The sequence below is a fragment of the Cellulomonas sp. EB106-03-03-XG116 genome (assembly GCF_058792015.1).
On sequence record NZ_JBYTEP010000018.1, the window covers coordinates 29,417 to 54,523 of the forward strand.

A 25,107-nucleotide genomic window follows, 5' to 3' on the forward strand; every position below is an offset into this window, starting at 1 on the left:
CGCAGGTCCGCGGCGCGCCGCCCCCACGGGCGGCCGCCGCGGAAACCACGGCGAGGAAGGGCGATAGCCCCCATGACGATGACCGACCCGATCGCAGACTTCCTGACGCGTCTGCGCAACGCGAACTCGGCGCACCACGACACGGTGACCATCCCGTACTCGAAGCTGAAGTCGCACATCGCGGAGATCCTGCAGGCCGAGGGCTACATCTCCGGCTGGACCACCGAGGACGCCCGCGTGGGCAAGAACCTCGTGGTCGAGCTGAAGTACGGCCCGAGCCGCGAGCGTGCGCTCGCCGGCATCAAGCGCGTGTCGAAGCCCGGCCTCCGGGTGTACGCGAAGTCGACCAACCTGCCGAAGGTCCTCGGTGGCCTGGGCGTGGCGATCCTGTCCACGTCCTCCGGTCTCCTGACGGACAAGCAGGCCGCCAAGAAGGGCGTGGGTGGGGAAGTCCTCGCCTACGTCTGGTAAGTCCGAGACGGAAAGGAGCTAGCCAATGTCTCGTATCGGCAGAATCCCCGTTTCGGTCCCGGCCGGCGTGGATGTTTCCATCAACGGCGCCGTCGTGACGGTGAAGGGCCCCAAGGGCACCCTCACGCACACGGTCGCGTCGCCCATCGAGGTCGCCCGCGACGACGAGGGGGCCCTCGTGGTCACCCGTCCGAACGACGAGCGCCTCTCGCGGTCGCTGCACGGCCTCACGCGCACCCTCCTGGCGAACCTCGTCACCGGCGTCACCGCCGGCTACGAGAAGAAGCTGGAGATCGTCGGCACCGGTTACCGCGTGTCGGCCAAGGGTGACGCGCTCGAGTTCGCGCTCGGCTTCAGCCACCCGGTGTCCGTGACGCCGCCCGCCGGCATCACCTTCGCCGTCGAGTCCCCGACCAAGTTCTCGGTCTCGGGCATCGACAAGCAGCAGGTGGGCGAGGTCGCCGCGAACATCCGCAAGATCCGCAAGCCCGAGCCGTACAAGGGCAAGGGCGTGCGCTACGCGGGCGAGAACGTCCGCCGCAAGGTCGGAAAGGCTGGTAAGTGAGCCATGGCGATCACCATCATCGGTAAGGGCAAGTTCAAGGCCCGTCGGCGCCGCCACCTCCGGCTGCGCAAGAAGGTCGCCGGCACCGCCGCGCGTCCGCGCCTGGTCGTCACCCGGTCGAACCGCAACCTCGTCGCGCAGGTCGTCGACGACGCCGTGGGCCGCACCCTGGTCTCCGCCTCGACCCTCGAGGTGGACCTGCGTGCCGCCGAGGGCGACAAGACGGCCAAGGCCCGTCGCGTCGGCGAGCTGATCGCCGAGCGCGCCAAGGCGGCCGGCATCGACGCGGTGGTCTTCGACCGCGGCGGCAACAAGTACCACGGGCGTGTGGCCGCAGTGGCCGACGCCGCCCGCGAGGGCGGTCTGGCGCTGTGACGACGACCATTCCCGCATCGAAGAAGAGGATCCACTGATGGCTGCTCCTCAGCGCAGCAACACGGGCGCTCCCCAGGGTCAGGGCGGCGGTGACCGCCGCGACGGCGGTCGCCGTGACGGCCGCCGGGGCGACGCCGCCGAGAAGAGCGCGTTCCTCGAGCGCGTCGTCTCCATCAACCGCGTCGCCAAGGTCGTCAAGGGTGGCCGTCGCTTCAGCTTCACCGCCCTGGTCGTCGTCGGCGACGGCGACGGCACGGTCGGTGTCGGCTACGGCAAGGCCAAGGAGGTGCCCGCGGCGATCGCCAAGGGTGTCGAGGAGGCGAAGAAGAACTTCTTCCGCGTCCCCCGCATCCAGGGCACCATCACCCACCCCATCCAGGGTGAGGCCGCCGCCGGTGTCGTCTTCCTGCGTCCCGCGTCCCCGGGTACCGGCGTGATCGCCGGTGGTCCGGTGCGCGCGGTGCTGGAGTGCGCCGGCGTCCACGACATCCTGTCGAAGTCCCTCGGCTCCTCCAACGCGATCAACATCGTGCACGCCACGGTCGCCGCGCTGAAGGGTCTCGAGGAGCCGGCCGCCGTCGCCGCGCGCCGTGGTCTGCCGCTCGAGCACGTCGCCCCGGCGTCGCTGCTCAAGGCCCAGGCCGCGGGTCGTGCCGCGAAGACGGAGAAGGTGGGTGCCTGATGGCTCGCCTGAAGGTGACCCAGACCAAGTCCGCCATCGGCGGCAAGCAGAACCAGCGCGACACGCTGCGCACCCTGGGCCTCAAGCGGATCGGCGACGTCGTCGTCAAGGAGGACCGTCCTGAGATCCGCGGCATGGTCAAGACGGTGACGCACCTGGTCGCGGTCGAGGAGGTGGAGTGACGATGGCGGAGAAGGAGACCGAGAAGGTCGAGGAGACCGCTGCCGCGGCTCCGAAGGCCACGCGCGCCAAGAAGGCGACGGCGACCGAGTCGTCCGCCGCCGAGAAGCCGGCCCGCAAGGCCCCGGCCCGCACGACCAAGGCGAAGGCCGAGGCCGAGGCGGCTGCCGAGGAGAAGCCGGCGGCGAAGGCGAAGGCCCCGAAGGCCGCCGCCGCCAAGGCCCCCAAGGCCGAGGCGCAGGCGACCGAGGGTGCCGGCGGCACGCTCAAGGTGCACCACCTGCGTCCGGCCCCGGGTGCCAAGACCGCCAAGACCCGCGTGGGTCGTGGTGAGGCGTCCAAGGGCAAGACCGCCGGTCGCGGTACCAAGGGCACCAAGGCCCGGTACCAGGTGCCGGAGCGCTTCGAGGGCGGGCAGATGCCGCTGCACATGCGGCTGCCCAAGCTCCGCGGCTTCAAGAACCCGTTCCGGGTCGAGTACCAGGTCGTGAACCTGGACAAGCTGTCGGCGCTGTACCCCGACGGCGGCGACGTCACGGTCGCGGACCTGGTCGCGAAGGGCGCGGTCCGCAAGGGCCAGCCCGTCAAGGTGCTCGGCACCGGCGAGCTCACGGTGAAGGTGGCCGTGGCCGTCGACGCGTACTCCGGCTCGGCCAAGGAGAAGATCCTGGCCGCCGGCGGCAGCGTCGCGCAGGACTGATCCCTGACGAACGGGGTCGGCGAGGGCTCCACGCCCCGCCGGCCCCGTTCGGCTTTCCCCGGGGGACCGGGCCCGCCGCGGCCCGCCGACCCCGCCGCCACCACGGCCGCACGGCCGTGGGGCGATGCCCACCCAGGGACGGAAGTCCGTTAGGGTTCGGCAGGGTGCCGGGCGCCGTGGCGCGCCCGACCCGACGACGGACCGGCGCGCGGCGCGCCGGCCGCCTCGACGACATCCCGCTTCGGCGGAGCAGGAGGACACGTGCTCAGCGCATTCGTGCGGGCGTTCCGGACACCCGACCTGCGGCGCAAGCTGCTGTTCACCATCGGCATCATGGTGATCTTCCGCATCGGCTCGTTCCTGCCGACGCCGGGCGTGTCCTACCCGAACGTGCAGATCTGCATCGACCAGGGCGAGTCGAACACGCTGCTCGGCCTGGTGAACCTGTTCAGCGGCGGTGCGCTGCTGCAGCTGTCGGTGTTCGCGCTCGGGATCATGCCGTACATCACCGCGAGCATCATCATCCAGCTGCTGCGCGTGGTGATCCCGCGGTTCGAGGCCCTGCACAAGGAGGGCCAGTCCGGCACCGCGAAGCTCACGCAGTACACGCGGTACCTGACGATCGGCCTGGCGGTCCTGCAGTCGACGACGGTCATCATCACGGCGCGCAACGGCCAGCTCTTCCAGGGCTGCTCCGTCGACGTGATCCCGGACGACAGCATCGTGACGACGCTGCTCATGATCATCACGATGACCGCCGGCACCGGCCTCATCATGTGGCTGGGCGAGCTCATCACCGAGCGCGGCGTCGGCAACGGCATGTCCCTGCTGATCTTCACCTCGATCGCCGCGTCCTTCCCGGGCGCCATGTGGTCGATCGCGGGCGGCTCCGGCGGCATCGGCGCGTTCCTGGTGATCATGGCGATCATCGTCCTGGTCATCGCGCTGGTCGTCTTCGTCGAGCAGTCCCAGCGCCGCATCCCGGTGCAGTACGCCAAGCGCATGGTCGGGCGCCGCACCTACGGCGGGTCCTCGACGTACATCCCGATCAAGATCAACATGGCCGGCGTCATCCCGGTGATCTTCGCGTCGTCCCTGCTCCAGGTCCCCGCCCTGCTCGCCGGCTTCGGCGACCAGACCGCCGGCTGGAAGCAGTGGGTCGCGAACAACCTCGCCGCCACGGACGCGCCGCTGCACATCGCGCTGTACGTCCTGCTGATCATCTTCTTCTGCTACTTCTACACGGCGATCACGTTCAACCCGGACGAGGTCGCGGACAACATGAAGCGGTACGGCGGGTTCATCCCCGGCATCCGCGCCGGCCGTCCCACGGCCGAGTACCTGGACTACGTGATCACCCGCATCACGGCGCCCGGGTCCCTGTACCTCGCGCTGGTCGCGCTGATCCCGACGATCGCGTTCATCGTCCTGGGCGTCGGCACGAACATCCCGTTCGGCGGCTCGTCGATCCTCATCGTCGTGGGCGTCGGCCTCGAGACGGTGAAGCAGATCCAGTCGCAGCTCGAGCAGCGCCACTACGAAGGGTTCCTCCGATGAGCTCCGCTCCGGCAGCCTCCGGCTCCACCGCCCGTCTCGTCCTGCTCGGTCCCCCCGGGGCCGGCAAGGGCACCCAGGCCGCGCGCCTGGCCGAGCGCCTCGGCGTCCCGGCGATCTCGACCGGCGACATCTTCCGCGCCAACATCAAGGGCGGCACCGAGCTCGGCCGCACCGCGCAGGAGTACACCGCGCGCGGCGAGCTCGTCCCCGACGAGGTCACCAACGCGATGGTGCGCGACCGGCTCGCGCAGCCGGACGCCGCGCAGGGCTTCCTGCTCGACGGCTACCCGCGCAACACGGCGCAGGTCGGGGAGCTGGACGGGATCCTCGAGGCCGACGGCCGGGCGCTGGACGCCGCGCTCGAGATCACCGCGGACTCCGACGTGGTCGTGGAGCGGCTGCTCAAGCGCGCCGAGATCGAGGGCCGCGCGGACGACACCGAGCCGGTGATCCGCCGCCGCCTCGACGTCTACGCCGAGCAGACCGCCCCCGTGTCGGGCCTGTACGCCGAGCGCGACCTGCTGGTCCGCGTGGACGGCATCGGCGAGGTCGACGAGGTCACCGAGCGGCTGCTCGCGGCCCTCGCCTCGCAGGTCGGCTGACCGGCGGGGGAGTCGTGTTCGGACGCGAGAAGATCGAGCTCAAGACGCCCGACCAGGTGCTGCTCATGCGGCGCGCCGGGCTCGTGGTCGCGGACGCCCTGGCGGCGGCCCGCGCGGCCGCGGTGCCGGGTGCCACGACCGCCGACCTGGACGCCGTCGCCGCCGCGGTGATCGCGGACGCCGGCGCGCTGCCGTCGTTCCTCGGGTACTACGACTACCCGGCGACCATCTGCGTGTCGGTGAACGACGAGGTCGTGCACGGCATCCCGTCGGGCCGCGTGCTGCAGCCGGGCGACGTGGTGTCCATCGACTGCGGCGCGATCGTCGAGGGCTGGCACGGCGACTCCGCGCTCACCCTGGTGCTGCCGGAGGCCGACCCCGCCGACCAGGCGCTGGCGGACCTGACCGAGCGCTGCATGTGGGACGGCATCGCCGCGCTCGCCGGCGAGGGCGGCGGCCTCGCCGACCGGCTCGCGGTCGTGGGCGACGCGGTCGAGGACGCCGTCGCGGCGGCCGACCCGGCGGTCAACGGCGGCGTGCCGTTCGGCATCGTCCAGGACTACGTCGGGCACGGCATCGGGTCCGCGATGCACCAGCCGCCGGACGTGCTGAACTACCGGGCCCGCGACCGCGGCCCGAAGCTGCGCGCCGGCATGTGCCTGGCGGTCGAGCCGATGATCACCCGGGGCGGGCACGCCACCGAGGTGCTCGACGACGACTGGACGGTCGTCACGGCCGACGGCGCCCGCGCGGCGCACTGGGAGCACTCGGTCGCCCTGCACGACGGCGGCCTCTGGGTGCTGACGGCCGTCGACGGCGGCGCGGCGGAGCTCGCGGCGCGCGGCGTGACCGTCGCCCCGCTGGGCTGACCCGGCCGCGGCACCCCGACCGAGACCCACCTCCCCGCTCCGGGGACGGTGGGTCTCGGCGTCCCCGGGCGGGGCGACGGCGGGGCGACGGCCGGCGCTGGCCGGGCCGCCGGGACCCGTCACCCGGCCGAGGCGCCGGGCGACCCGTGCGGGTGAATCCGGTCCCTCCGGCGGGTGCTACCACCCCACTCGAAAGCGGACAGACCAGGTCAGAGGGGTGCTTTCACCCCATAGCGGACTCATGACGGGTCAGGGGTCGGCCGAAGGTAGGGCGTCCCCCTCCGTGCGACGCCCGGTCGCCGCACGCCCGCGCCTGCCCCCGGGAAACCCCGCATGCCCGCACCGTCCCGCCTCCGCCTCCGCCTCCGCCTCCGCCGACCCGCCGTGCTCGCGGTCGTCGGCGCGCTGCTCGCCCCCCTCCTCGTGGCCACCGGCGCCCCCGCGGCCGTCGCCGCCGCCGACCCGGTGCTCACCGTCACCGGCTTCTCGGTGACCTCCGGCGCGACCGCGCAGGCGGCGCCGCCCGCCGACCCCGGGTACGGGTTCGACGCGGCGTACACCGCGGCCCCCGCGGCGGGCACCGTCAGCAGCACCCTGGGCTACCGGTGCGCCGGCGACGAGTCGTCCTGCGAGCACGCGACGATGGATGTGACGCTCGACGCCCTCCGGCTGACCCAGGCGCTCGACGTCTCCGGCCTGGGCGCGACCGTGCAGTACTGGGCCGACGCCGTCGGCGGCACCCCGACCGCGGACCACACCACCGCGGCCGCCTTTTCCGTGCGGTTCACGAGCACCACCTCGGACGGCCTCACCGGCCTGCAGTCGGGCGTCAGCGGGGACCTGCGCCTGTCGACCCGGCTGGTCACGCCGAACGGGGGCGGCACGCAGACCGGGACGATCACGGCCACGCCGACGGCCACGGGCGGCGTCGGCGCGAAGGGCCGGGTCCGGATCACCGGCGACTTCCCGGTGAACCTCGCCACCAGCACGCAGGTCGCGTGGTCCCGCGAGGGCTGGCTGTCCGGCGTCGAGGACGGCGCGGACACCCCGACGAACTCCGCGGCCGTCACCGGCACGCTGACCGGCGACCCGGCGGAGCGCCTCACGCTCACCTGGGGCGGCAGCAACCCCGCGACCGCGCCGGCGGCCGGCACCGCCGGGATGCTCACCGACCTGACCGGCCTGGCGATCACGACCTGGCCGGCCGGCGCCGCGACCGCCACCGTCGCCGGGTGGACCTGGACCGGCTCGGGCGCCCCCGTGCGGGTCGCGATCGGCACCGCCACCGGCGCGGACGCCGCGGCGGACCTGCTCGCCGGCCTCGACGCCACCACGCGGTCCCGCCTCACCGGCCTGGAGGTCGTGTTCGCCGCGGCGACCGGGGGCCTCGTCGCCCCCGGGTCGCCCGCCACCCTGCGCGTCGACGTGCGCGAGCACCTCAGCCAGGACGCGACGCCGGTCGCGCGGACGGGGGCCAAGGCCGACTACGTCACCGCGGGCGCCGCGACCTTCTCCGCCGCGTCGGACATGAACACGCTGACCGTGACGGGCACCGCCACCGCCCGGGCCGTGCGCGGCGCAACCACCTCCGCGACCACCACCGACACCCGGGGCTTCCGCATCTCCGACCCGCGCGCGTACGCGGGCTCCGCGACCGCGCTCGTCGGCCTGAGCACGCCGGTGTACGGCGGCGGCTTCGTGCGCGGCACCGCGGCGGGCACCAACTGGTCGCGCCGCGCCGTGGACGCCCTCGTCGTCGAGGTCCCGGCCACCGCCGCGCAGGTGTCCGCCACGAACGCGGCCCTCGACCCGGACCTCCCGGCCCTGGCCAACCCGCTCGGTGCCGGCCTCGCCTTCGCCGGCTTCGGCGCCGCGCGCGGCACCGCCGCCGGCCGCACCGACAGCGCGGACGGCTCCGGCGTCGCGGTGCAGGGCCTCACCGGTCCGGCGCGCCTCGAGCTGACCGTGCTCGCCGGCGGGACCGAGCGCACCGTCGACCTCGACGCGACGGCGCCCGCCGTCCCGACCGACCCGGCGGCGTTCGGCCTCGCGTCCTGGTCCGAGGTCACCGGGTTCCGCGCGACGGTGCACGGCACCGGCTCCGCGGTGCCGATGGGCGCCTCGGTCACCCTGCCGTACCTCGCGCGCACCGCGACGTCGAGCACCGCCGCGACGTACGCCGTGCACACCGTCGCCACCACCCGGCTCGGCACCGACACCTCCGCCGTCACGCCGCGCACCCCGGCGAGCGGCAACCGACCCGTCACCGCGGCCACCGTGTCCGTCGCCGTCCCGACCGTGGACGTCGCGGGCGCCAAGTACGTCGCCGAGCCGTACGTGACCCGCACCGCGGGCGCGACGGTCAACGCCGTGCTGGAGGCGACCGCCCGGCCGCTCAGCGGGGGGAGCGGGCACCTGCCCGACACGCTGACCCTCGAGGACAGCGCCGCGTCGCGCACCGCCGCCACCGGCGGGACCACCGGCGCCGCGTGGTGGACCGCGTTCGCGCCCACCTCGGTCGACGCCACCGTGCCCGCGGGCGGGTCCGCGCAGCTGCAGTACTACACCGCGACCGACCCGCAGTGGGTCGACCACACCGGCTCCACCGCCGCGCTCGGGGACACCTCCGCCTGGCGCGGCGTGCGCGTCGTCGTCACGCGCCCCGGGGGCGGGACGTTCGCCAACGGCGACCGCGCGCGCGTCCGCATCACCTTCGCGCTCCGGTCCGGCGTCACCGCCGGCACCTGGGCGGACGGCACCGACCGCACCAACGTCGCCCAGATCACCTCGTCCGCGGCCATCGAGGGCTTCGTCGTCACCAGCGCGGTCCGCCGCGTCTCCGACACGGTGCAGATGCTCGGCGGCACCGGCACGGGCGGCTACCCGGCGCTGGTCAAGACGATGGACAACCGCGACCGGACCGAGGGCAACGGCGACGCGACCACCGCGACGCTCACCTGGGGCACCGGCGGCGAGGACCTGTCGAGCGTGACGGTCACCGACGCGAACGGCGTCACGGGGGCGCAGCCGGACCCGGCGACCGGGCCGGCCGGGAGCTTCTACGACACGTTCGACCTGTCCGGCGTCCAGCCGATCACCTCGGGCGCGGCCGCCTCGGGCGTCTACGACCCGTACCTCGTCTTCGACCGGGTCACCGACGTGCGGGTCTTCGACGTCGTGGACGGCCGCTGGGAGTCGCTGGCGACCCGCGTCTGGACCGGCTCGGCCTGGGCCGACCGGACCAACCCGGCCGCGGCCCGCTCCGACGTCGCGTTCGGCGGCGCCGCCGCGCAGGGCGCGTTCCCGTACGCCGGCGCGTTCCCGGGCGTGGCCGTGCAGTCGGCCAGCCTGCGGGCCCGCATCGGCGGCGTGCAGCTCGTGTACGCCGCGCGCCCGGACTCCGAGCGCCAGGCGCTCGCCGCCTCCGACTGGCGCCGCGGCCTGCTCGGCACGCTGACCACCGGGGCGGTCGCGACGACCGACGCCCCCGCGCGCAAGGTCGCGCTCACGTTCGCGCTGCGAGACACCTCCCGCGCGACGGGTGAGCCGGTCAACGACGCGTACACCTACACCGGCTCCGCCCCCGGCGCGGTCGAGAACTCCGGCGCCGTGACCGGGACCGCGTCGTCCGACGGCTCGGCCGTCGACCTCGGCGGCCCGGTGAACCCGGTCGGCGAGCGCACCGTGACCGTCCAGCCCGCGTCGCTCGGCGCCACCGCCACGAAGACCTGGCTCCGGGACGCCAACGGCAGCCCGCTGACCGGCAGCAGCAACCTGCACGACCTCGCGCTGCCCGTCGACCCGGCCACCGCGCCCGCCTCCGCGTGGCCCACCGCCACCCTGACCGCGACCGCCGCCAGCGCCTCCGGGACCCGGGTCGACGAGCTCGTCCTGACCGAGCCGCGGGGCATCGACACCGCCACGTCGATCGACGCCGACGCGCCGTTCGCGGCCTTCGCGGTCACCGACGTGCGCGAGCTCACCGACGCGTCCGGCCTGCCGGGCGCCTCCGCGGTCGAGGTCGTCGTCTACGAGCGGGCCGCCGACGGCGGCGTCAGCCACCGGACCGTCCCGCGCGCCGAGCTGCTCGACGAGGACGAGGCCGCCCTGGCCGACGTCGTGGGCGTGCAGGTCCGGTACACCGGCCGCATCGCCTGGACGAACCAGGCCCGCCTGGTGCTCGGCACCCGCCTGCTGGCGCACAACCGCGTGACGGGCGAGGCCCCCGAGGCCGGCGTGGGCGACGACGGGGTCGAGGTCGCCAACGTCGCCGAGGCCCGGGTCACCGACGCGCGCGTCTGCGCGGACGAGACCCGCGGGATGTCCCGCACCCCCACCTGCACCCCGGGCACCGCCGACGGCACCGCCCGCGACGCCGTCAGCCTCCGGGGCGCCCAGCTCGAGGCGTTCCCGACGGTGACGGTCTCGCCCGTCGACGTGCAGCGCGACGCTGCCGCGCCCGCGGTCACCAGCACGCTGTCCGTGCAGAACTTCGGCCTCACCCCGGCCGACCAGCTCCTGCTCACCGACGCCGACGCGCGGTTCTTCAACGCGGTCGGTCTCCAGACGGTCGCCGTGCAGTCCGTGCCGTCCGGCGTCGAGCGCGCCGAGCTCGAGGTCCTCGTCGCCGGCGCCGACCTCGACGTCGCCGACGACGGCGGCTACGCCGGCACGCCGGACTGGCAGGCCTGGGGCGCCGTGGTGCCGACGGGGACGTTCGACCTCGCCGCCCTCGCGCCGCAGCACGGCGTCCGGGCGGCGGACGTCATCGGCGTCCGCGTGCGGTTCCTCGACACCGACGGCTCGACCATCCCCGCGCCCGGCCAGGGCTACGGCCGCGTCGTGCTCGCCGGCACGCTCCGCGACGAGCTCCGCACCGGCGGCCTGCCCAGCGCCGTCGGTGCGGACGGCTGGCGGTACCAGGGCCGGACCGAGCTGACCGCGAACCCGGGCGAGAGCGCCCGGGGCGCGATCAGCAACTCCGTCACCGCCCAGGCCCTGCGCGCCGACCTCGGCTCGCAGGCGCAGACCGCCGGCCCCGTCGGCACCACCGTGCACGCGGGCGCCGCCACGATCCGGGTGCAGAAGGCCGAGCTCGACGCCGCGTCCCGCGCGCCGGGCGACTTCGTGCGGTACCGGATCGCCGTCACCAACACCGCGAGCGGCACGAACGCCGCCGACCTCACCGGCCTGGTCGTCACCGACCGGCTGCCCGAGGACGGCTCGCTGGTGTACGGCGCCGCGCCCGAGGGTCAGGCCCCGGTGGTCGTCCAGGCCGCCGGCGGCGGCGCCAGCCCGCTCGGCGACCCCGAGGTCGCCGAGCGCGACGGCGTGCTGACCGTGACGTTCCCGGCCGACAGCCGGCTCGTGGCCGGCGCGGGCGTCGAGGTGCTGGTCTGGCTGCGCATCGCGACCGACCTGTCGACGACGTCCATCGTCAACACGGCCACCGCCGCCTCCGCGACCCGCCCCGTGCAGGCCGCGCCCACCGGGAACGACGGCGGCACCGCCTGCGCGCCGGGCAGCTACGACGCGGCCACCGCGTCCTGCCTCGCCCGCGCCGGCGCCCTCACCATCGGCGGGGCGAACGTCTACGTCTCCGAGGAGTGGGTCCGCGACGCCGCCGGCACCCAGGGCGCCGTCCGCACCACCCCGGCGCGCGCCGGCCAGTCCGCCGACTGCGCCCCGCGGGGCGCCGGGGCCGACGACCGCGACTGGTACCGGTTCCCGTGCTCCGTCGTGACCACCGCCGGCTCCACCACGCAGTGGCAGGTGCAGGTCACCAGCCGCGCCACCATCTCGACCGACCGGCTCGAGATGATCTCCATGCTGCCGACCACGGGCGACTACCCGGCCATGGACGGCACCGCCTCCGGCAGCCGCGGCAGCCAGTGGCGGCCGGTGTGGGACGGCGTCGTGCCGACCCTGGTGCCCGCCGCGGGCCTCCCGGCCGGCGCCACCGTCGCGGTCTTCACCACCACGGCCGACTACCGGCAGGGCGGCCTGGCCCCCAGCGCCGCGTTCGACCCGGTGCCGTCGACCTGGTCGACCACCGCGCTGACCCCCGGCCAGCGGGTGCCGGCCGCGCAGGCGGCGCGCGTGACCGGCCTGAAGTTCGTCGTGAGCTTCGCCTCCGCCGACCGGTTCTCCTCCGGCGAGTCCGTCCGGGTCCAGTGGGCGATGCGCACCCCGCTGTCCGGGGCGACCGCCGCCGCCGACACCTGGAGCTCCTTCGCGTTCCGCGTGCCGGCCGACGACACCGCAGGGCGGCCGTCCGACGTCACCTCCGTGCCGCTCAAGGCCGGAGCCCGGTTCGCCCGCGCGGCCGCCGGCGCCGACCCGCTGGTCGCCGTCGGCGACCGGGTGTGGCTCGACGCCGACCGCGACGGCCGGCAGTCCGACGACACCGCGGCCGAGCCCGGCGTGCCCGGCGTGACCGTCGACGTGCTCGCCGTCTCCGGTGGGAGCACGACGTACGTCGCCTCCGCGGAGACCGACGCGGACGGCGACTGGCTGGTCGACGGCCTGCCCGCCGGCACCTACGACCTCGCGTACACGCTGCCCGGCGCCCTCGCCGCGCAGTACCGGTACACCGGGGTCGGCGCGGGCTCCGACGACACCGTCGACTCCGACGCCGTCGTCGACCCGGCTGCGCCGGCCTCCGCCGTCGACGCGGGCGTGGTGCTCGGCGCCGGCGGCAGCGAGACCACCGCGGTCGGCTCCATGCCGCAGGCCTGGCAGGACGCCCACCCCGACCTCGTCGCGACCCAGGTCGACGTCTCGCACGACGCGGGCCTGCAGTGGCGGCCGCTGGCCGTGGGCGACCGCGTGTGGTTCGACGCCGACCGCGACGGCCGCCAGGGCCCGGGGGAGACGGCCGTCGAGGGCGCCACGGTGCGCCTGCTCGGCGCCGGCGACGCCGTCCTGGCCACCACCGCCACCGGCGCGGACGGCGCGTACGTCTTCGACGCGCTCGACCCGGGCACCTACCGGGTCGAGGTCGAGCTGCCCGACGCCCTCGCGGGGCGGTGGACCTTCACGTCCGCGCTCGTGGGGGACGCCGCCGGCGACTCCTCCGTGCTCGCGTCGACGTCCCGCGTCGGCCGGACCGCGGCGTTCACCCTGGCGCCCGGGGCGTCCCTCGCGGCCGTGACCGACCTGGCCGGCGACCCGGTCTGGGCCGGCGTCGACGCCGACTACGCGGACCCGACCCAGGACGCCGGCCTCGCCGAGCTGCCCGTGCGCGTCGGCGACCGGGTGTGGGTCGACGTCGACGGCGACGGCTTGCAGGACGCCGGCGAGCCGGGGCTGCCCGGCGTCGTGCTCACGCTGGCCGACGCCGCCGGCGACCCGGTCACCGACCTCTCCGGCGCGGCCGTCGGCCCGGCCACCACCGACGCCGACGGGGCGTACGCCTTCACCGGCCTGCTGCCCGGCGCCTACACCGTGACGGTCGACGAGGTCGCCTCCGCGGCGGCCCTCGCGCCGTACCTGCCGACCGCCACCGGGGCGGGCGACCCCGCGACCGACTCGTCCGCGGGCTCCGCGTCCACGGCGGCGCCGCTCGTGGGCGGCGAGGCCGACGACACCCTCGACTTCGGCTTCCGCCCGCTGTGGGCGCTGGGTGACCGGGTGTGGCTCGACACCGACCGCGACGGCGTCCAGGACGCCGGCGAGCCGTCGTTCCCGGGCGTCGCCGTCCGGCTGCTCGACGCGTCCGACGTCGGGGTCGCCCGGACGGTGACCGACGCGGACGGCCGGTGGCGGTTCGACCTGCTCGAGCCGGGCACCTACCGCGTCGAGCTCGAGCTCGGCGCGTCCGACGCCGCCCGCTACACCTGGACGGCCCCGCGCGCCACGGCCGCCCCGCGCGCCGACGCCGACTCGGACGTCGAGGAGACCACTCCCGGCCTCGCCCGCACCCCGGCGATCACGGTGGGCCCGGGCACCCCGGGCGTGCGCCCCGCCACCGCCGCGGACGGCCTCACCGCCGCGTTCGTGGACGACACGTGGGACGCCGGCCTCGTCGAGCGGCCCGTGACCGTCGGCGACCTCGTCTGGTTCGACGAGGACCTCGACGGCCTGCAGGACGCCGGCGAGCCCGGCCTGCCGGGCGTCGTCGTCGAGCTGCGGACCACCGACGGGCGCCCGGTCACCGACGCCTCCGGCGCGGCCGTGGGACCGGAGACCACCGACGCCGACGGCACGTACGCGTTCGACGGCCTGCTGCCGGGGGAGTACGTCGTGCGGATCGACCGGCTCGCCTCGGCCGGCGCCCTGGGCGGCTACGCGCCGACCGTCGCGGGCGCGGGCGCCGACCGCGCGCTCGACTCGTCCACCTGGTCCGCGACCTCGCAGGTCCTGGTCGGCGGCGAGTCCGACCCGACGCTCGACTTCGGCCTCGTGCTCGCGGACGACGTGCAGCTCGCGCTGCGCAAGGTCCCCGTCGCCCGGACGGCGGACAGCATCACCTGGGACGTCACGGTGATGTCCACGGGCACCCAGGACGCCTACGCCGGGTTCACCGTCGTCGACGCCCTGCCGGGGTCGCTGACCTTCCGGTCGGCCTCCGGCACCGGGTTCGCCTGCGTCGCCGTCGACCGGGTCGTCACCTGCGACCACGACGGCTCGCTGCCGGCGGGGGAGTCCGCCACCGTGCGGATCGTCACCGGCCTCACCGCCGCGGGCGCCGACGTCACCAACACGGCCACCGTGGACGTCGACGGCCGGGGCTACCGGTTCGAGGTGCTCGCCGCCGAGGACGTGGCGTGGAGCGAGCCCGTCGAGCGCCCCGGCGGCGTGACGGCCACCGCGCCGGGCGGCGGCCTGGCGACCACCGGCTCGGACGCCGCGTGGCCGCTCGTCGCCGCCGGCGTGCTGCTCGCGCTGGGCGCGGCGCTGATCGCGCTCGCGCAGGGGCGGCGCCCGGTGCGCGGGGTGCGGACCGGCCCGGGGCGGAGCCGGCACCGGGCCTGACGGGGGGAAAGAGGCGCCCGCGGCGCGCGGGAAGAACCCGTGCGCCGCGAGCGTTGAGACCGTCGTGCCCGGCCCCGGCGCGTCCGCTTGACGGAGCCGCACCGCGTTTCCCGGACGGCGCCCGATGGCGTATGATCGTCCGTTGGGTGTGCGCCCTCGCGCTGTCGCACGTCCCGCCCGAGCCGACCGCACCGCGGTCGTGCGCGTGCAGGACGGTCGCCGGACGCCAGGACCAGGGCACGTCCACCACGTCCGCACCGGACCCGCCGGCACCGCCGGGGGGAGACGACGGCGTGGACCGGCAGTTCAGGACAAGAGTTAGCGGAGGACATGGCGAAGAAGGACGGTGTCATCGAGATCGAGGGCAGCGTGATCGAGGCTCTCCCCAACGCGATGTTCCGCGTGGAGCTCACCAACGGTCACAAGGTGCTCGCCCACATCTCGGGCAAGATGCGCCAGCACTACATCCGGATCCTCCCCGAGGACCGGGTGGTGGTCGAGCTGAGCCCGTACGACCTGTCCCGCGGGCGCATCGTCTACCGCTACAAGTAACCGACCGAACGAGCATCGCCGTCGGCCTGCGTCCCGCGAGGGACCACGGCGCATCGGCGGCGGAGGAACAGGCCATGAAGGTCAAGCCCAGCGTCAAGAAGATCTGCGACAAGTGCAAGGTGATCCGCCGGCACGGTCGCGTCCAGGTGATCTGCGAGAACCTGCGCCACAAGCAGCGCCAGGGCTGAACGCCCTGCCGCTCGGGACGCACCTGAGCAGCACCGCCGCCGGATCCTGACGGACCGGCACCAAGCGCATCGCCGAACCGGCTGCGCACCCGCCACGGCGGGTCGCCACCGGTGAACCCCCGGCTCGGAGGCCGGGGCCCGCTTCAACCCGCGGGAGGACGGTGCGGCAGACCTCCGATCGAAGTCCAAGGAGCCGAAAGGCACATGGCACGTCTTGTCGGCGTCGACCTCCCCCGCGAGAAGCGGCTCGAGATCGCGCTCACCTACATCTACGGCGTCGGCCGTACCCGCGCCCAGCAGACCCTGGCCGCGACCGGCATCAGCCCGGACACCCGCGTCAAGGACCTGGACGACTCCCAGCTCGTCACCCTCCGTGACTACCTCGAGGGCAACTTCAAGCTCGAGGGCGACCTCCGCCGTGAGGTCGCCGCGGACATCCGCCGCAAGGTCGAGATCGGCAGCTACGAGGGCCTGCGTCACCGCCGCGGCCTCCCGGTGCGCGGTCAGCGCACCAAGACCAACGCGCGCACCCGCAAGGGCCCGAAGCGCACCGTCGCCGGCAAGAAGAAGGCCGGCCGGAAGTAACCCGCCCGCGGCCCGCCGGGCCTGTCCTGAAGACAGCCGCCCGCGCCGCGACGGGGCACCGACCTCACGACCAGCAGCGAGAGAGAACGAGCAGATGCCTCCGAAGACCCGCAGTTCCGTGCGCAAGCCGCGCCGCAAGGAGAAGAAGAACGTCTCCCACGGCCAGGCGCACATCAAGAGCACCTTCAACAACACGATCATCTCGATCACGGACCCCAGCGGCGCCGTGATCTCCTGGGCGTCGGGCGGCGACGTGGGCTTCAAGGGCTCGCGCAAGTCGACCCCCTACGCCGCGGGCATGGCCGCCGAGGCCGCCGCGCGCAAGGCCGCCGAGCACGGCATGAAGAAGGTCGACGTCTTCGTCAAGGGCCCGGGTTCCGGTCGCGAGACCGCGATCCGCTCCCTGACCGCGGCCGGCCTCGAGGTCGGCTCGATCCAGGACGTGACGCCGCAGGCCCACAACGGCTGCCGTCCGCCGAAGCGCCGCCGCGTCTGACCCGTAGCCGGGCCGCCACGGGCGGGGGAGCGATCCCCCGCCCGTGGCGGTGCCGGCCGGTCGCGCGGGTGGACCGAGACCCGCGCCGCCCAGCGAGTACCTGCGCTGCGTCATATGGCGGACGCACGCTGAGAGGAACCCCGAAGTGCTCATCGCACAGCGCCCCACCCTGACCGAAGAGGTCATCTCGGAGTACCGCTCGCGGTTCTCCATCGAGCCGCTCGAGCCCGGCTTCGGCTACACGCTCGGCAACTCCCTGCGCCGGACCCTGCTGTCGTCCATCCCGGGCGCGGCCGTGACGAGCATCCGGATCGACGGCGTGCTGCACGAGTTCAGCACGGTGCCGGGCGTCAAGGAGGACGTCACCGAGATCATCCTCAACATCAAGAACCTCGTCGTCTCCTCGGAGAACGACGAGCCCGTCGTGATGTACCTGCGCAAGCAGGGTGCGGGTGACGTGACCGCGGCGGACATCGTGCCGCCGGCCGGCGTGGAGGTCCACAACACGGACCTGCACCTCGCCACGCTGAACGAGAAGGGCAAGCTCGAGATCGAGCTGACCGTCGAGCGCGGCCGTGGCTACGTGTCGGCCAACCAGAACAAGTCGTTCGAGGCCGAGATCGGCCGCATCCCGGTCGACTCGATCTACTCGCCGGTGCTCAAGGTGACCTACAAGGTCGAGGCGACCCGTGTCGAGCAGCGCACCGACTTCGACAAGCTCGTCGTCGACGTCGAGACCAAGCCGGCGATCAGCCCGCGCGACGCCCTGGCGTCCGCCGGCAAGACGCTGGTGGAGCTGTTCGGCCTCGCCCGCGAGCTGAACGTCGAGGCCGAGGGCATCGAGATCGGCCCGTCGCCGACCGACGCGGCCCTGGCCGCCGACCTGGCGCTGCCGATCGAGGACCTGCAGCTGACCATCCGGTCGTACAACTGCCTCAAGCGCGAGGGCATCCACACCGTGGGCGAGCTCGTGGCGCGTTCCGAGGCCGACCTGCTCGACATCCGCAACTTCGGTGCGAAGTCGATCACCGAGGTCAAGGAGAAGCTGGCCGAGCTCAACCTGTCCCTCAAGGACAGCCCGCTCGACTTCGACCCCACCGCCGCCGCGTACTACGACGGCGACGAGGGCGACTTCACCGAGGACGAGCAGTACTGATGCCGGGGAGGCGGGCGCGCGCACGAGCGTGACCCGCCGGCCCATCACTGGAACCAAGGAGTAACGACATGCCTACGCCCACCAAGGGTCCCCGGCTCGGTGGCGGCCCGGCGCACGAGCGGCTGATCCTGGCCAACCTGGCCACGGCGCTGTTCGAGCACAAGCGCATCACGACGACCGAGGCCAAGGCCAAGCGCCTGCGCCCGCTCGCCGAGCGCCTGGTGACGTTCGCCAAGCGTGGCGACCTGCACGCCCGCCGCCGCGTCCTCACCGTCGTCCGCGACAAGTCGGTCGTCCACGAGCTCTTCGTGGAGATCGCCCCGCAGATGGCCGAGCGCCAGGGTGGCTACACCCGCATCACCAAGATCGGCCCCCGCAAGGGTGACAACGCGCCGATGGCCGTGATCGAGCTCGTGCTCGAGCCCGTCTCGCCGAAGCAGGCCGTCGTCCGCGAGGCCACCAAGGCCGCGCAGAAGGCGGCTCCGAAGGCCGAGGAGACCCCGGCGGAGGAGACCCCCGCCGAGGAGACCACGGTCGAGGAGACCGCGACCGACGCCCCCGAGGCCGAGGCCGCCGACACGAAGGACGAGGCCGACAAGGCCTGACCTGACGTCAGCACCGGGAGGGCCCGGGTCGCGCGAGCAGACGCTCGCGGGGCCCGGGCCCTTCTGCGTGCGCCGGGCGGGTGCGCCTCGGCGGGCGGGTGCGCCGAGCCCGGCGGCCGGTAGCGTCGCGGGCATGACGGTTCCCGTGGTGCTCGTGCACGGGCTGCGCACCTCGCGGACGATGTGGCGCGCCCAGGTCGAGGCCCTGCGGGCGTACGGCGTCGAGGCGCTGGCCGTCGACCTGCCGGGCCACGGGGAGCGGCGGGGGGAGCGGTTCACGCTGGACGCGGCCGTCGACGCCGTGGCCGAGGGCGTCGACGCCCTCGGCGGGCGCGCGCTCGTCGTCGGGCTCTCGCTCGGCGGGTACGTCGGGATCGCGCACGCGGCGCGGCGGCCCGCGCAGGTCGCGGGGCTCGTCGCGGCGGCGTGCTCGACGCGCCCGCTCGTGGCGCTCGTCGACGGGTGGGCGGTGCTCGCCCGGGGGATCGCGCGGCTGCCGGACGCGGGAGCGGGGCTGAACCAGCAGATGGTCGACCGGGTGCTGACGCCGACCGCGGCCGCGGACGTCGCCGCCGGCGGGTTCGCGCTCGACGTGATGGACGACGTGCTCCGGGCCATGCGGGACGCGACGCCCGTCGAGGACCTCGCGCGGGTCGCCGCCCCCGTGTGGCTCGTGAACGGGCGGTACGACCACTTCCGAGGCGAGGAGCGGCGGTTCCTCCGGGCGTGCCGGGACGGGCGGCTCGTCGTCGTGCCGGGCGCCACGCACCTGGTGTCGCTCACCGCCCCCGTGGGGTTCACGCGCGCGGTCCTGGGGGCGGTCGACGCCGTGCAGGGGCGCGGGGACGGGGCGGCGAGTCCTCCACAGGGGTGAGGGCGTGCGTCGTCCCCAGGGCGGCCCGGGCGGCTCGCGGGCGAGGCGGGGGGTGGGTCCTAGCGTGGCCGTATGCCCGATGACCCGCAGGACCGCTCCGCGGCCGACGCCCACGGTGCTCGGCGCGCCGCGGGTCGTGGCGCGCCGGGGATGGGCGACGGCCTCGGGGCGGGCGCCGGCCTCGGGGAGCGGTGGGACGGGATGCCGGCCGGGGCGGCGCTGCTGGCCGAGCTGGACGGGCTGGACCTGGGGGCGGTGCCGTCGTACGAGCTGTCCGAGGTCGTGGTGCAGGCGCGGCGGATCGCCGCGCACGCCCACGCGATCGCGGCCGCGGCGGCCGCGGCGCTGGCGCATCACCCCGACCTGCGGCACCCCAACATCGCCGCGGTCTGCCGGGCGCTGCCCGACGGCACCGCGTTCGTGCACGCCGACGTCGCCGCGGCCGACCTGTCCGCGCGGCTGCTGGTCGCGCCGGGTGAGGCGGCGATGCTCATCCGGGAGGGCCTCGCCTACGCCGGCGCGCTGGCCGAGACCGGTGCCGCGCTGGCCGACGGGCGGATCGAGCCGGCCAAGGCGCGGGCGATCGTGCGGGGCGCCGGGGACGAACCCGCTGACGTCGCGGCGGCGGTCGAGGCGCAGGTGCTGCCGCGGGTCGCGGGCCGGTCCGTCGCGCAGGTGCGCACGGACGTCGCGCGGGCGCTGAACCGGGTCGACCCCGAGGGGGCCGCCGACCGGCACCGCACCGCCCGGTCCTGCCGGACGGTGTCCCGGCCCCGGGTCCTGCAGGACGGCATGGCCGGGCTGTGGACCGTGCTCCCGGCGGCCGAGGCCGTGCGGGTCGACGGCGTGCTCGACGCCCTCGCCCGCCGGTCCCGGGAGGCCGGCGACCCCCGGACCCTGGACCAGCTGCGCGCGGACGAGCTCGTCGACCGCGTCCTCGGCCGCGGGGCGAACCTGATCGCTCCCGACGGCACCGTGCTGCCGTCCCGGCGGGACGGCGCCCACGAGGACCTCCACCCCTCCGGCCCGCCCACGGCGGCTCCCAGCGAGGGAGCGCCCCCTGCCGACGAGGCCACCGCCCGCGTGGACCCGACCGGCCCGCGGACCGTCGTGCACGTCACCGTCCCGCTGTCGACGCTGATGGGCGCCGACGACCAGCCCGGCGACCTGGCCGGGTACGGCCCGATCGACGCCCAGCAGGCCCGGGCCATGGCCCTGGACCTCGGGTCGACCTGGCGGCGCGTCGTCACCGACCCGCTGTCCGGGACCGTCCTGGACGTCGGACGCACCACCTACCGGCCACCGGCCGCCCTGGCCGAGCACGTCCGGCACCGCGACAAGTACTGCACCGCACCCGGCTGCCCCGTGCCCGCCGCACGCTGCGACCTCGACCACACCATCGCGTACGACCCACCACCCGACGGCGCACCACCGCGACCGCGCGGCACGACCTGCGCCCACAACCTCGGGCCGCTGTGCCGCACCCACCACCGGCTCAAGACCGCCGGTATCCTGCGCGTGCACCAACCCACCGCCGGCGAGTTCGTCTGGCGCACCCCCACCGGGCATGCGTTCCGCGTCAGACCGGGGACCGAGGAGCCCACGCTGCACCTGACCGGACCGGTGCGCCCGCCGGCGTCACGTCCGCCGTTCTGACGAGGGCCGGCGCGGACTCGGGTGGGGCGGTCGTCGGCGACGTCTCACCTGTGGTCGGGTCGACGTCGGGCGGTCCGTGACCGTGTCGCCCGAGCGAGGTGGGCGCGCGCGGGTCACATGGGCGGCTGGTGCCGGGCCGTGGCGGCGGCGTGCTCGAACCGGTTCGCCAGCAGCGCGCAGGCGTCGGCGAGCTCGTGCGGCTCGACGTGCAGGATCGTCGCGTCGAACCGCGCCGCCGACGCCGCCAGGGCGACCCACGACCAGGACCCCAGCGTGATCCGGCACCGGCCTGCACCCACGTCCTCGACCAGCCCGTCCGGCAGGTACGGCGCGACGTCGCGGGCGTCGGCGTCGAGGATGAGCGTCCCTCGACACCGCCAGCCGTCGTCCGGCGTGGCCGCCCCGCGGAACCGGGCTGCGACGAACGCCTCGACGTCCCCGCCCGGGAGGTCCCGTGGGACAAACCGCGCCCCACCCGGCGTGCGAGGGCGGACGCGGTCGGCGCGGAACAGCCGCCAGTCCTCGCGGTCGAGGTCCCACGCGACGAGGTACCAGCGGCCGCTCCGTGCGACGAGGTGGTGCGGCTCGACGCGGCGGGTCGGCGATTCGTCGGCGCCGGCCGCGTCATCGCCCGCGTCCGCGTCCGCGCCCGCAGCCGCACCCGCACGCGGGGCGTAACCGAACCGCAGCACCTCCCGCCCCCGCACGGCCGCACCGATCGCCACGAGGACCGCCGGCTCGACGGTCGGCGTGCCCGCGGCGGTCATGACCGTGACCGGCACGGCGTCCACGCGGTGGGCGAGCCGCACGGGCAGCACCTGGCGCACGGTGCGCAGGGCACGTTCGGCGGCCTCCTCGACGCCGGCACCCGACGCCGCGGCGGTGCGCAGGGCGACCGTGAGCGCGACGGCCTGCTCGTCGTCGAACAGCAGGGGCGGCAGCCGCGACCCGGCGTCGAGCCGGTACCCGCCCTCGCGTCCGCGGGTGCTGGTGATGGGGTAGCCGAGCTCGCGCAGCCGGTCCACGTCCCGGCGCACGGTCCGGTCGGTGACGTCGAGGCGGTCGGCGAGCACCGCAGCGGGCCAGTCCCGCCGCGCCTGCAGGAGCGAGAGCAGGGCGAGCAGCCGGGGCGCGGTCGTGGGCACGGACCCATCCTGCCGCGCTATCCGGACACGACCTGTCCGGAGCACGTCCCAGTGTGGTGCCCGCGCCGGTCGACCGGCCGCGCGCACCACCCCGTCGAGGAGACACCATGACCATCACGACCACCACCCACCTGAACTTCCGCGGCGACGCCCGGGCGGCCCTGGAGCACTACCGCGACGTGTTCGGCGGCGAGCTGACCGTCGCCACGCACGGCGACGCCGGCCCCGTCGAGGACCCGGCCGAGGCGGACCTGGTGCTCTGGGGTCAGGTCCTCTCGGAGGACGGCTTCCACGTCATGGCGTTCGACGTCCCGGCGGCCCGGCCGTGGGACGCGGGGACGGACGCGTTCTACGTGTCGGTGCGCGGCGCCTCGGTCGAGGAGATCTCGTCGCGCTGGGAACGGCTCGCGGCCGCGCCGGGCGCGACGGTCCTGGTGCCGCTGGCCCCGTCGCCGTGGGCGCCGCTCTACGGGATGGTGCGCGACCCGTTCGGCGTCACGTGGGTCCTCGACGTCGCGGCGCCGTACGCGGGCTAGGCCCGGCCCGGCCCCGGAGCTCAGGCGTCGCCGCCCAGCTGCCAGGCGCGCACCCCGCCGACGATGCCCGCCTGGTTCGGCACGACGACGACGTCGTCGCCGAGCCGGGCGAGCACCTGCGGGGTGATCTGCCGGGAGTTGCCGCCGCCCAGGTAGAGCCGGTCCCACAGCACGACGGGCCGCAGGCCCTCGACGACCTGCCGGACGCGGCGGGACCACAGGCCGTCGCCGAGCCGGGCCCGCTGGATCTGCCCGATGTACTCGTCGTACGTGGTCAACCGACGCACCGGGGCGTGCGACCACTCGAGGTGCGGGGCGAGCCGGCCGCCGTCGAACAGGGCCGAGCCGAGCCCGGTGCCCAGGGTGAGGACGAGCTCGACCCCGGTGCCGGAGACGACGCCGGCACCGTGCACCTCGGCGTCGTTGAGGACGAGGGCGGGGACGCGGAGGCGCTGCTCGACGGCGGCGCGGATGTCGCAGCCGGACCAGGCGTCGACGAGCTCGGGGTCGACGCGGGTGTGCGGCCCGGAGCGGGTGACGTAGTGCGGGGTGGCCACGACGACGCCGTGCCGGATCATCCCGGGCATGCCGACGGTGGCCCGCTGGAAGGGCGGGAGCCGGTCGGCGATGTCGGCGATGGTGTCGACGAGCCGGGAGGGCGGCAGGGGGTACGGGGTGGGCACGCGGACGGCCGGGGCGTGCAGGGTGCCGGACGCGTCGAGCACGGAGGCCTTGATGCCGCCGCCCCCGCAGTCGACGGCGAGGGTGTACGGGGCGGGGTCGGGCGTGGGCACCGGACCACGGTAGAGCAGGCACCCGACCCGTACCCTCGGGGGCGTGCCCGACCAGCCCCTCGACCCGCCTCCCGCCGACGCGACCCGACCCGCGGCCGCCGACGACGCCCCCGTCCGCGTCCGCGTCGACCTCGCGTACGACGGCACGGACTTCGCCGGCTGGGCCCGCCAGCCCGGGCTGCGCACGGTGCAGGGTGTGGTCGAGGACGGGCTGGCGCTGGTGCTGCGCTCGGAGCACCGCGGGGACGCGCCGCCCCGGGTGACGGTCGCCGGGCGCACGGACGCGGGTGTGCACGCGCGCGGGCAGGTGCTGCACGTGGACGTCCCGGCGGGCGCGTGGGCCGCGGTGCCCGGCCGGTCGGACCGGACGCCGGAGGAGTCGCTGCTGACCCGGCTGGGCGGGGTGCTGCCGCCGGACGTGGTGGCCACGGCGGTCCGGGTCGCGCCCGAGGGGTTCGACGCGCGGTTCTCGGCCGTCGCCCGGCGGTACGTCTACCGCGTCTGCGACGACCCCGCGCTGCGCGACCCGCTGCGCCGCGCGCATGTGCTGTGGACCCGCCGGCCGCTCGACGTCGGCGCGATGCACGAGGCGGCGGGGCGGGTGCTGGGCCGGCACGACTTCGCGGCGTACTGCAAGCCTCGGCCCGGGGCGACGACGATCCGCACGCTCGACGAGCTCACGTGGGAGCGGCCCGCGGACGGGCCGGACGCCGGGCTGGTGGTGGCGACGGTGCGCGCGGACGCGTTCTGCCACTCGATGGTGCGCGCGCTCGTGGGCGCGAGCCTGGCGGTGGGGGAGGGCCGCCGGCCGGTGGACTGGCCGGCGGAGCTGCTGGTCGGCGGGCGGCGCGACCCGGGCAGCGCGGTGGTGGCGGCGCACGGGCTGACGCTGGAGGAGGTCGTGTACCCGCCGGACGCGGAGCTGGCCGCGCGCCAGCTCCGGACGCGGGCGATGCGCTCGGCGGGCGACGTGCAAGCAGCCCCCACCCCGGCCGGCGCCCCCGCGACCGGCCCGGTGGATCCCGCGGCGGAGTGACGCGGACGGCGGACGCCGGTGCCCCCGCACCCGTGCCCGCCGCCCGCCCTCACCCGTCGGGAGGAGGCGTGGAGTCAGTCCTCCTCGTCGACGATGTGGACGGCGGCCTCCTCGGCGCTCGCCGCGCCGCCGTCGACGCCCGCGTCCAGCGCGAACTGGTCGTTGCCGCCGGACTCCACGGCGTCGTCGTCCTCGAGCAGCCGGCCGGCGCGGTCGGGCTCGCGGGACGGGTCGGGCGCGCGGTCGGGGTCGTCCCAGACGTCGGGCTCCTCCTGGGCGATGCGCTGGTCGAGGGTCTCGCCGCGCGACTCCTCCCAGGCCGTCTCGCCGAAGTGGCTCGACGCGGGGCGCGGGCGCTCGGGCGGGCTGTAGCCCTCGTCCAGCAGGTCGTCGACGCCGCGTCCGACCAGCGTGTCCTCGGCGGGGAGCTGGTCCGCGTCGCCCTCGGCGCCGGTGGCGGCGTCGGTGCTCGTGGCAGGGGTGTTCTCGCTCATGCGTCGAGCCTGG

General features: G+C 75.4%; 23 protein-coding genes. 20 read left to right on the forward strand and 3 right to left on the reverse strand.

From position 1 onward, the window contains the following. Positions 1–72: 72 nt before the first annotated feature. From rpsH to AC3WUG_RS09175, 18 genes are all read left to right on the forward strand, one after another. Complete coding sequence (gene rpsH, locus AC3WUG_RS09090) at positions 73–471, forward strand: 30S ribosomal protein S8 (protein ID WP_147794352.1); 399 nt, start codon at positions 73–75, stop codon at positions 469–471. A 25-nt stretch (positions 472–496) separates the two neighbouring features. Further along, positions 497–1,036, forward strand: coding sequence for a 50S ribosomal protein L6 (gene rplF / locus AC3WUG_RS09095; RefSeq protein ID WP_147794351.1), 540 nt, complete (start codon positions 497–499; stop codon positions 1,034–1,036). Positions 1,037–1,039: 3 nt separating this feature from the next. After that, positions 1,040–1,411 (forward strand): 50S ribosomal protein L18, encoded by a 372-nt coding sequence (gene rplR, locus AC3WUG_RS09100; RefSeq protein WP_147794350.1) that lies wholly within the window; start codon positions 1,040–1,042, stop codon positions 1,409–1,411. Between the two features lie 37 nt (positions 1,412–1,448). Next, the gene (gene rpsE / locus AC3WUG_RS09105) at positions 1,449–2,093 is read left to right on the forward strand and encodes a 30S ribosomal protein S5 (RefSeq protein ID WP_324846242.1); all 645 of its coding nucleotides are present in this window, start codon (positions 1,449–1,451) and stop codon (positions 2,091–2,093) included. Beyond that, a complete protein-coding gene (gene rpmD, locus AC3WUG_RS09110; protein ID WP_146838591.1) occupies positions 2,093–2,275 on the forward strand; it encodes a 50S ribosomal protein L30 in 183 nt (60 codons plus the stop codon). Before rpsE ends, rpmD begins: the two co-directional genes overlap by 1 nt. Positions 2,276–2,277: 2 nt before the next feature. After that, positions 2,278–2,973: a 50S ribosomal protein L15 gene (gene rplO / locus AC3WUG_RS09115; RefSeq protein ID WP_147794348.1), complete on the forward strand. Its 696-nt coding sequence runs from the start codon at positions 2,278–2,280 to the stop codon at positions 2,971–2,973. 261 nt (positions 2,974–3,234) lie between these two features. Continuing rightward, positions 3,235–4,530, forward strand: coding sequence for a preprotein translocase subunit SecY (secY, locus tag AC3WUG_RS09120; protein WP_492327367.1), 1,296 nt, complete (start codon positions 3,235–3,237; stop codon positions 4,528–4,530). Then, positions 4,527–5,132, forward strand: a complete 606-nt coding sequence (locus AC3WUG_RS09125; RefSeq protein WP_492327368.1) for an adenylate kinase — start codon at positions 4,527–4,529, stop codon at positions 5,130–5,132. The genes secY and AC3WUG_RS09125 overlap by 4 nt, the downstream gene beginning before the upstream one ends. Positions 5,133–5,146: 14 nt before the next feature. Continuing rightward, positions 5,147–6,001 carry a type I methionyl aminopeptidase gene (map, locus tag AC3WUG_RS09130; protein WP_492327369.1) on the forward strand — a complete coding sequence of 285 codons (855 nt, stop codon included), beginning with the start codon at positions 5,147–5,149 and terminating at the stop codon, positions 5,999–6,001. Positions 6,002–6,334: 333 nt separating this feature from the next. Then, complete coding sequence (locus tag AC3WUG_RS09135) at positions 6,335–14,977, forward strand: SdrD B-like domain-containing protein (protein ID WP_492327370.1); 8,643 nt, start codon at positions 6,335–6,337, stop codon at positions 14,975–14,977. Between the two features lie 330 nt (positions 14,978–15,307). Continuing rightward, entirely contained in the window at positions 15,308–15,529 is a 222-nt protein-coding gene (infA, locus tag AC3WUG_RS09140; RefSeq protein ID WP_146838576.1) for a translation initiation factor IF-1, read from the forward strand. A gap of 74 nt (positions 15,530–15,603) precedes the next feature. After that, positions 15,604–15,717 carry a 50S ribosomal protein L36 gene (rpmJ, locus tag AC3WUG_RS09145; RefSeq protein WP_013117849.1) on the forward strand — a complete coding sequence of 38 codons (114 nt, stop codon included), beginning with the start codon at positions 15,604–15,606 and terminating at the stop codon, positions 15,715–15,717. Between the two features lie 204 nt (positions 15,718–15,921). After that, positions 15,922–16,302: a 30S ribosomal protein S13 gene (gene rpsM / locus AC3WUG_RS09150; protein ID WP_147794342.1), complete on the forward strand. Its 381-nt coding sequence runs from the start codon at positions 15,922–15,924 to the stop codon at positions 16,300–16,302. A 94-nt stretch (positions 16,303–16,396) separates the two neighbouring features. After that, positions 16,397–16,798, forward strand: a complete 402-nt coding sequence (rpsK, locus tag AC3WUG_RS09155) for a 30S ribosomal protein S11 (RefSeq protein ID WP_147794341.1) — start codon at positions 16,397–16,399, stop codon at positions 16,796–16,798. A gap of 145 nt (positions 16,799–16,943) precedes the next feature. After that, a complete protein-coding gene (locus tag AC3WUG_RS09160; protein WP_147794340.1) occupies positions 16,944–17,954 on the forward strand; it encodes a DNA-directed RNA polymerase subunit alpha in 1,011 nt (336 codons plus the stop codon). 68 nt (positions 17,955–18,022) lie between these two features. Continuing rightward, positions 18,023–18,559, forward strand: coding sequence for a 50S ribosomal protein L17 (gene rplQ / locus AC3WUG_RS09165; RefSeq protein WP_158374067.1), 537 nt, complete (start codon positions 18,023–18,025; stop codon positions 18,557–18,559). A 133-nt stretch (positions 18,560–18,692) separates the two neighbouring features. Then, on the forward strand, positions 18,693–19,433 hold the full coding sequence (locus AC3WUG_RS09170) for an alpha/beta fold hydrolase (RefSeq protein ID WP_492327371.1): 741 nt from the start codon (positions 18,693–18,695) through the stop codon (positions 19,431–19,433). A 72-nt stretch (positions 19,434–19,505) separates the two neighbouring features. Further along, positions 19,506–21,089: an HNH endonuclease signature motif containing protein gene (locus tag AC3WUG_RS09175; protein WP_492327372.1), complete on the forward strand. Its 1,584-nt coding sequence runs from the start codon at positions 19,506–19,508 to the stop codon at positions 21,087–21,089. 113 nt (positions 21,090–21,202) lie between these two features. On the opposite strand, the gene AC3WUG_RS09180 is transcribed toward AC3WUG_RS09175, so the two are convergent. Continuing rightward, positions 21,203–22,234, reverse strand: a complete 1,032-nt coding sequence (locus AC3WUG_RS09180; protein ID WP_492327373.1) for a helix-turn-helix transcriptional regulator — start codon at positions 22,232–22,234, stop codon at positions 21,203–21,205. Between the two features lie 107 nt (positions 22,235–22,341). Here AC3WUG_RS09180 and AC3WUG_RS09185 point away from each other — a divergent pair, with 107 nt between their 5' ends. Beyond that, complete coding sequence (locus tag AC3WUG_RS09185) at positions 22,342–22,770, forward strand: VOC family protein (protein ID WP_492327374.1); 429 nt, start codon at positions 22,342–22,344, stop codon at positions 22,768–22,770. A gap of 20 nt (positions 22,771–22,790) precedes the next feature. Here the strand turns inward: AC3WUG_RS09185 and AC3WUG_RS09190 are convergent, their stop codons facing one another. Then, positions 22,791–23,564 carry an ROK family protein gene (locus AC3WUG_RS09190; RefSeq protein ID WP_492327375.1) on the reverse strand — a complete coding sequence of 258 codons (774 nt, stop codon included), beginning with the start codon at positions 23,562–23,564 and terminating at the stop codon, positions 22,791–22,793. A 43-nt stretch (positions 23,565–23,607) separates the two neighbouring features. On the opposite strand from AC3WUG_RS09190, the gene AC3WUG_RS09195 reads away from it, so the two are divergent. Then, the gene (locus tag AC3WUG_RS09195) at positions 23,608–24,600 is read left to right on the forward strand and encodes a tRNA pseudouridine synthase A (protein WP_492327376.1); all 993 of its coding nucleotides are present in this window, start codon (positions 23,608–23,610) and stop codon (positions 24,598–24,600) included. 74 nt (positions 24,601–24,674) lie between these two features. On the opposite strand, the gene AC3WUG_RS09200 is transcribed toward AC3WUG_RS09195, so the two are convergent. Further along, complete coding sequence (locus AC3WUG_RS09200; RefSeq protein ID WP_217614933.1) at positions 24,675–25,094, reverse strand: DUF5709 domain-containing protein; 420 nt, start codon at positions 25,092–25,094, stop codon at positions 24,675–24,677. Positions 25,095–25,107: the final 13 nt, after the last annotated feature.

Coding starts and splice junctions, on each gene's coding strand:
- rpsH (WP_147794352.1), top strand. CDS start 73: ATGACGATGACCGACCCGATCGCAGACTTCCTGACGCGTCTGCGCAAC.
- rplF (WP_147794351.1), top strand. CDS start 497: ATGTCTCGTATCGGCAGAATCCCCGTTTCGGTCCCGGCCGGCGTGGAT.
- rplR (WP_147794350.1), top strand. CDS start 1,040: ATGGCGATCACCATCATCGGTAAGGGCAAGTTCAAGGCCCGTCGGCGC.
- rpsE (WP_324846242.1), top strand. CDS start 1,449: ATGGCTGCTCCTCAGCGCAGCAACACGGGCGCTCCCCAGGGTCAGGGC.
- rpmD (WP_146838591.1), top strand. CDS start 2,093: ATGGCTCGCCTGAAGGTGACCCAGACCAAGTCCGCCATCGGCGGCAAG.
- rplO (WP_147794348.1), top strand. CDS start 2,278: ATGGCGGAGAAGGAGACCGAGAAGGTCGAGGAGACCGCTGCCGCGGCT.
- AC3WUG_RS09125 (WP_492327368.1), top strand. CDS start 4,527: ATGAGCTCCGCTCCGGCAGCCTCCGGCTCCACCGCCCGTCTCGTCCTG.
- AC3WUG_RS09135 (WP_492327370.1), top strand. CDS start 6,335: ATGCCCGCACCGTCCCGCCTCCGCCTCCGCCTCCGCCTCCGCCGACCC.
- infA (WP_146838576.1), top strand. CDS start 15,308: ATGGCGAAGAAGGACGGTGTCATCGAGATCGAGGGCAGCGTGATCGAG.
- rpmJ (WP_013117849.1), top strand. CDS start 15,604: ATGAAGGTCAAGCCCAGCGTCAAGAAGATCTGCGACAAGTGCAAGGTG.
- rpsM (WP_147794342.1), top strand. CDS start 15,922: ATGGCACGTCTTGTCGGCGTCGACCTCCCCCGCGAGAAGCGGCTCGAG.
- rpsK (WP_147794341.1), top strand. CDS start 16,397: ATGCCTCCGAAGACCCGCAGTTCCGTGCGCAAGCCGCGCCGCAAGGAG.
- rplQ (WP_158374067.1), top strand. CDS start 18,023: ATGCCTACGCCCACCAAGGGTCCCCGGCTCGGTGGCGGCCCGGCGCAC.
- AC3WUG_RS09170 (WP_492327371.1), top strand. CDS start 18,693: ATGACGGTTCCCGTGGTGCTCGTGCACGGGCTGCGCACCTCGCGGACG.
- AC3WUG_RS09175 (WP_492327372.1), top strand. CDS start 19,506: ATGCCCGATGACCCGCAGGACCGCTCCGCGGCCGACGCCCACGGTGCT.
- AC3WUG_RS09185 (WP_492327374.1), top strand. CDS start 22,342: ATGACCATCACGACCACCACCCACCTGAACTTCCGCGGCGACGCCCGG.
- AC3WUG_RS09200 (WP_217614933.1), bottom strand. CDS start 25,094: ATGAGCGAGAACACCCCTGCCACGAGCACCGACGCCGCCACCGGCGCC.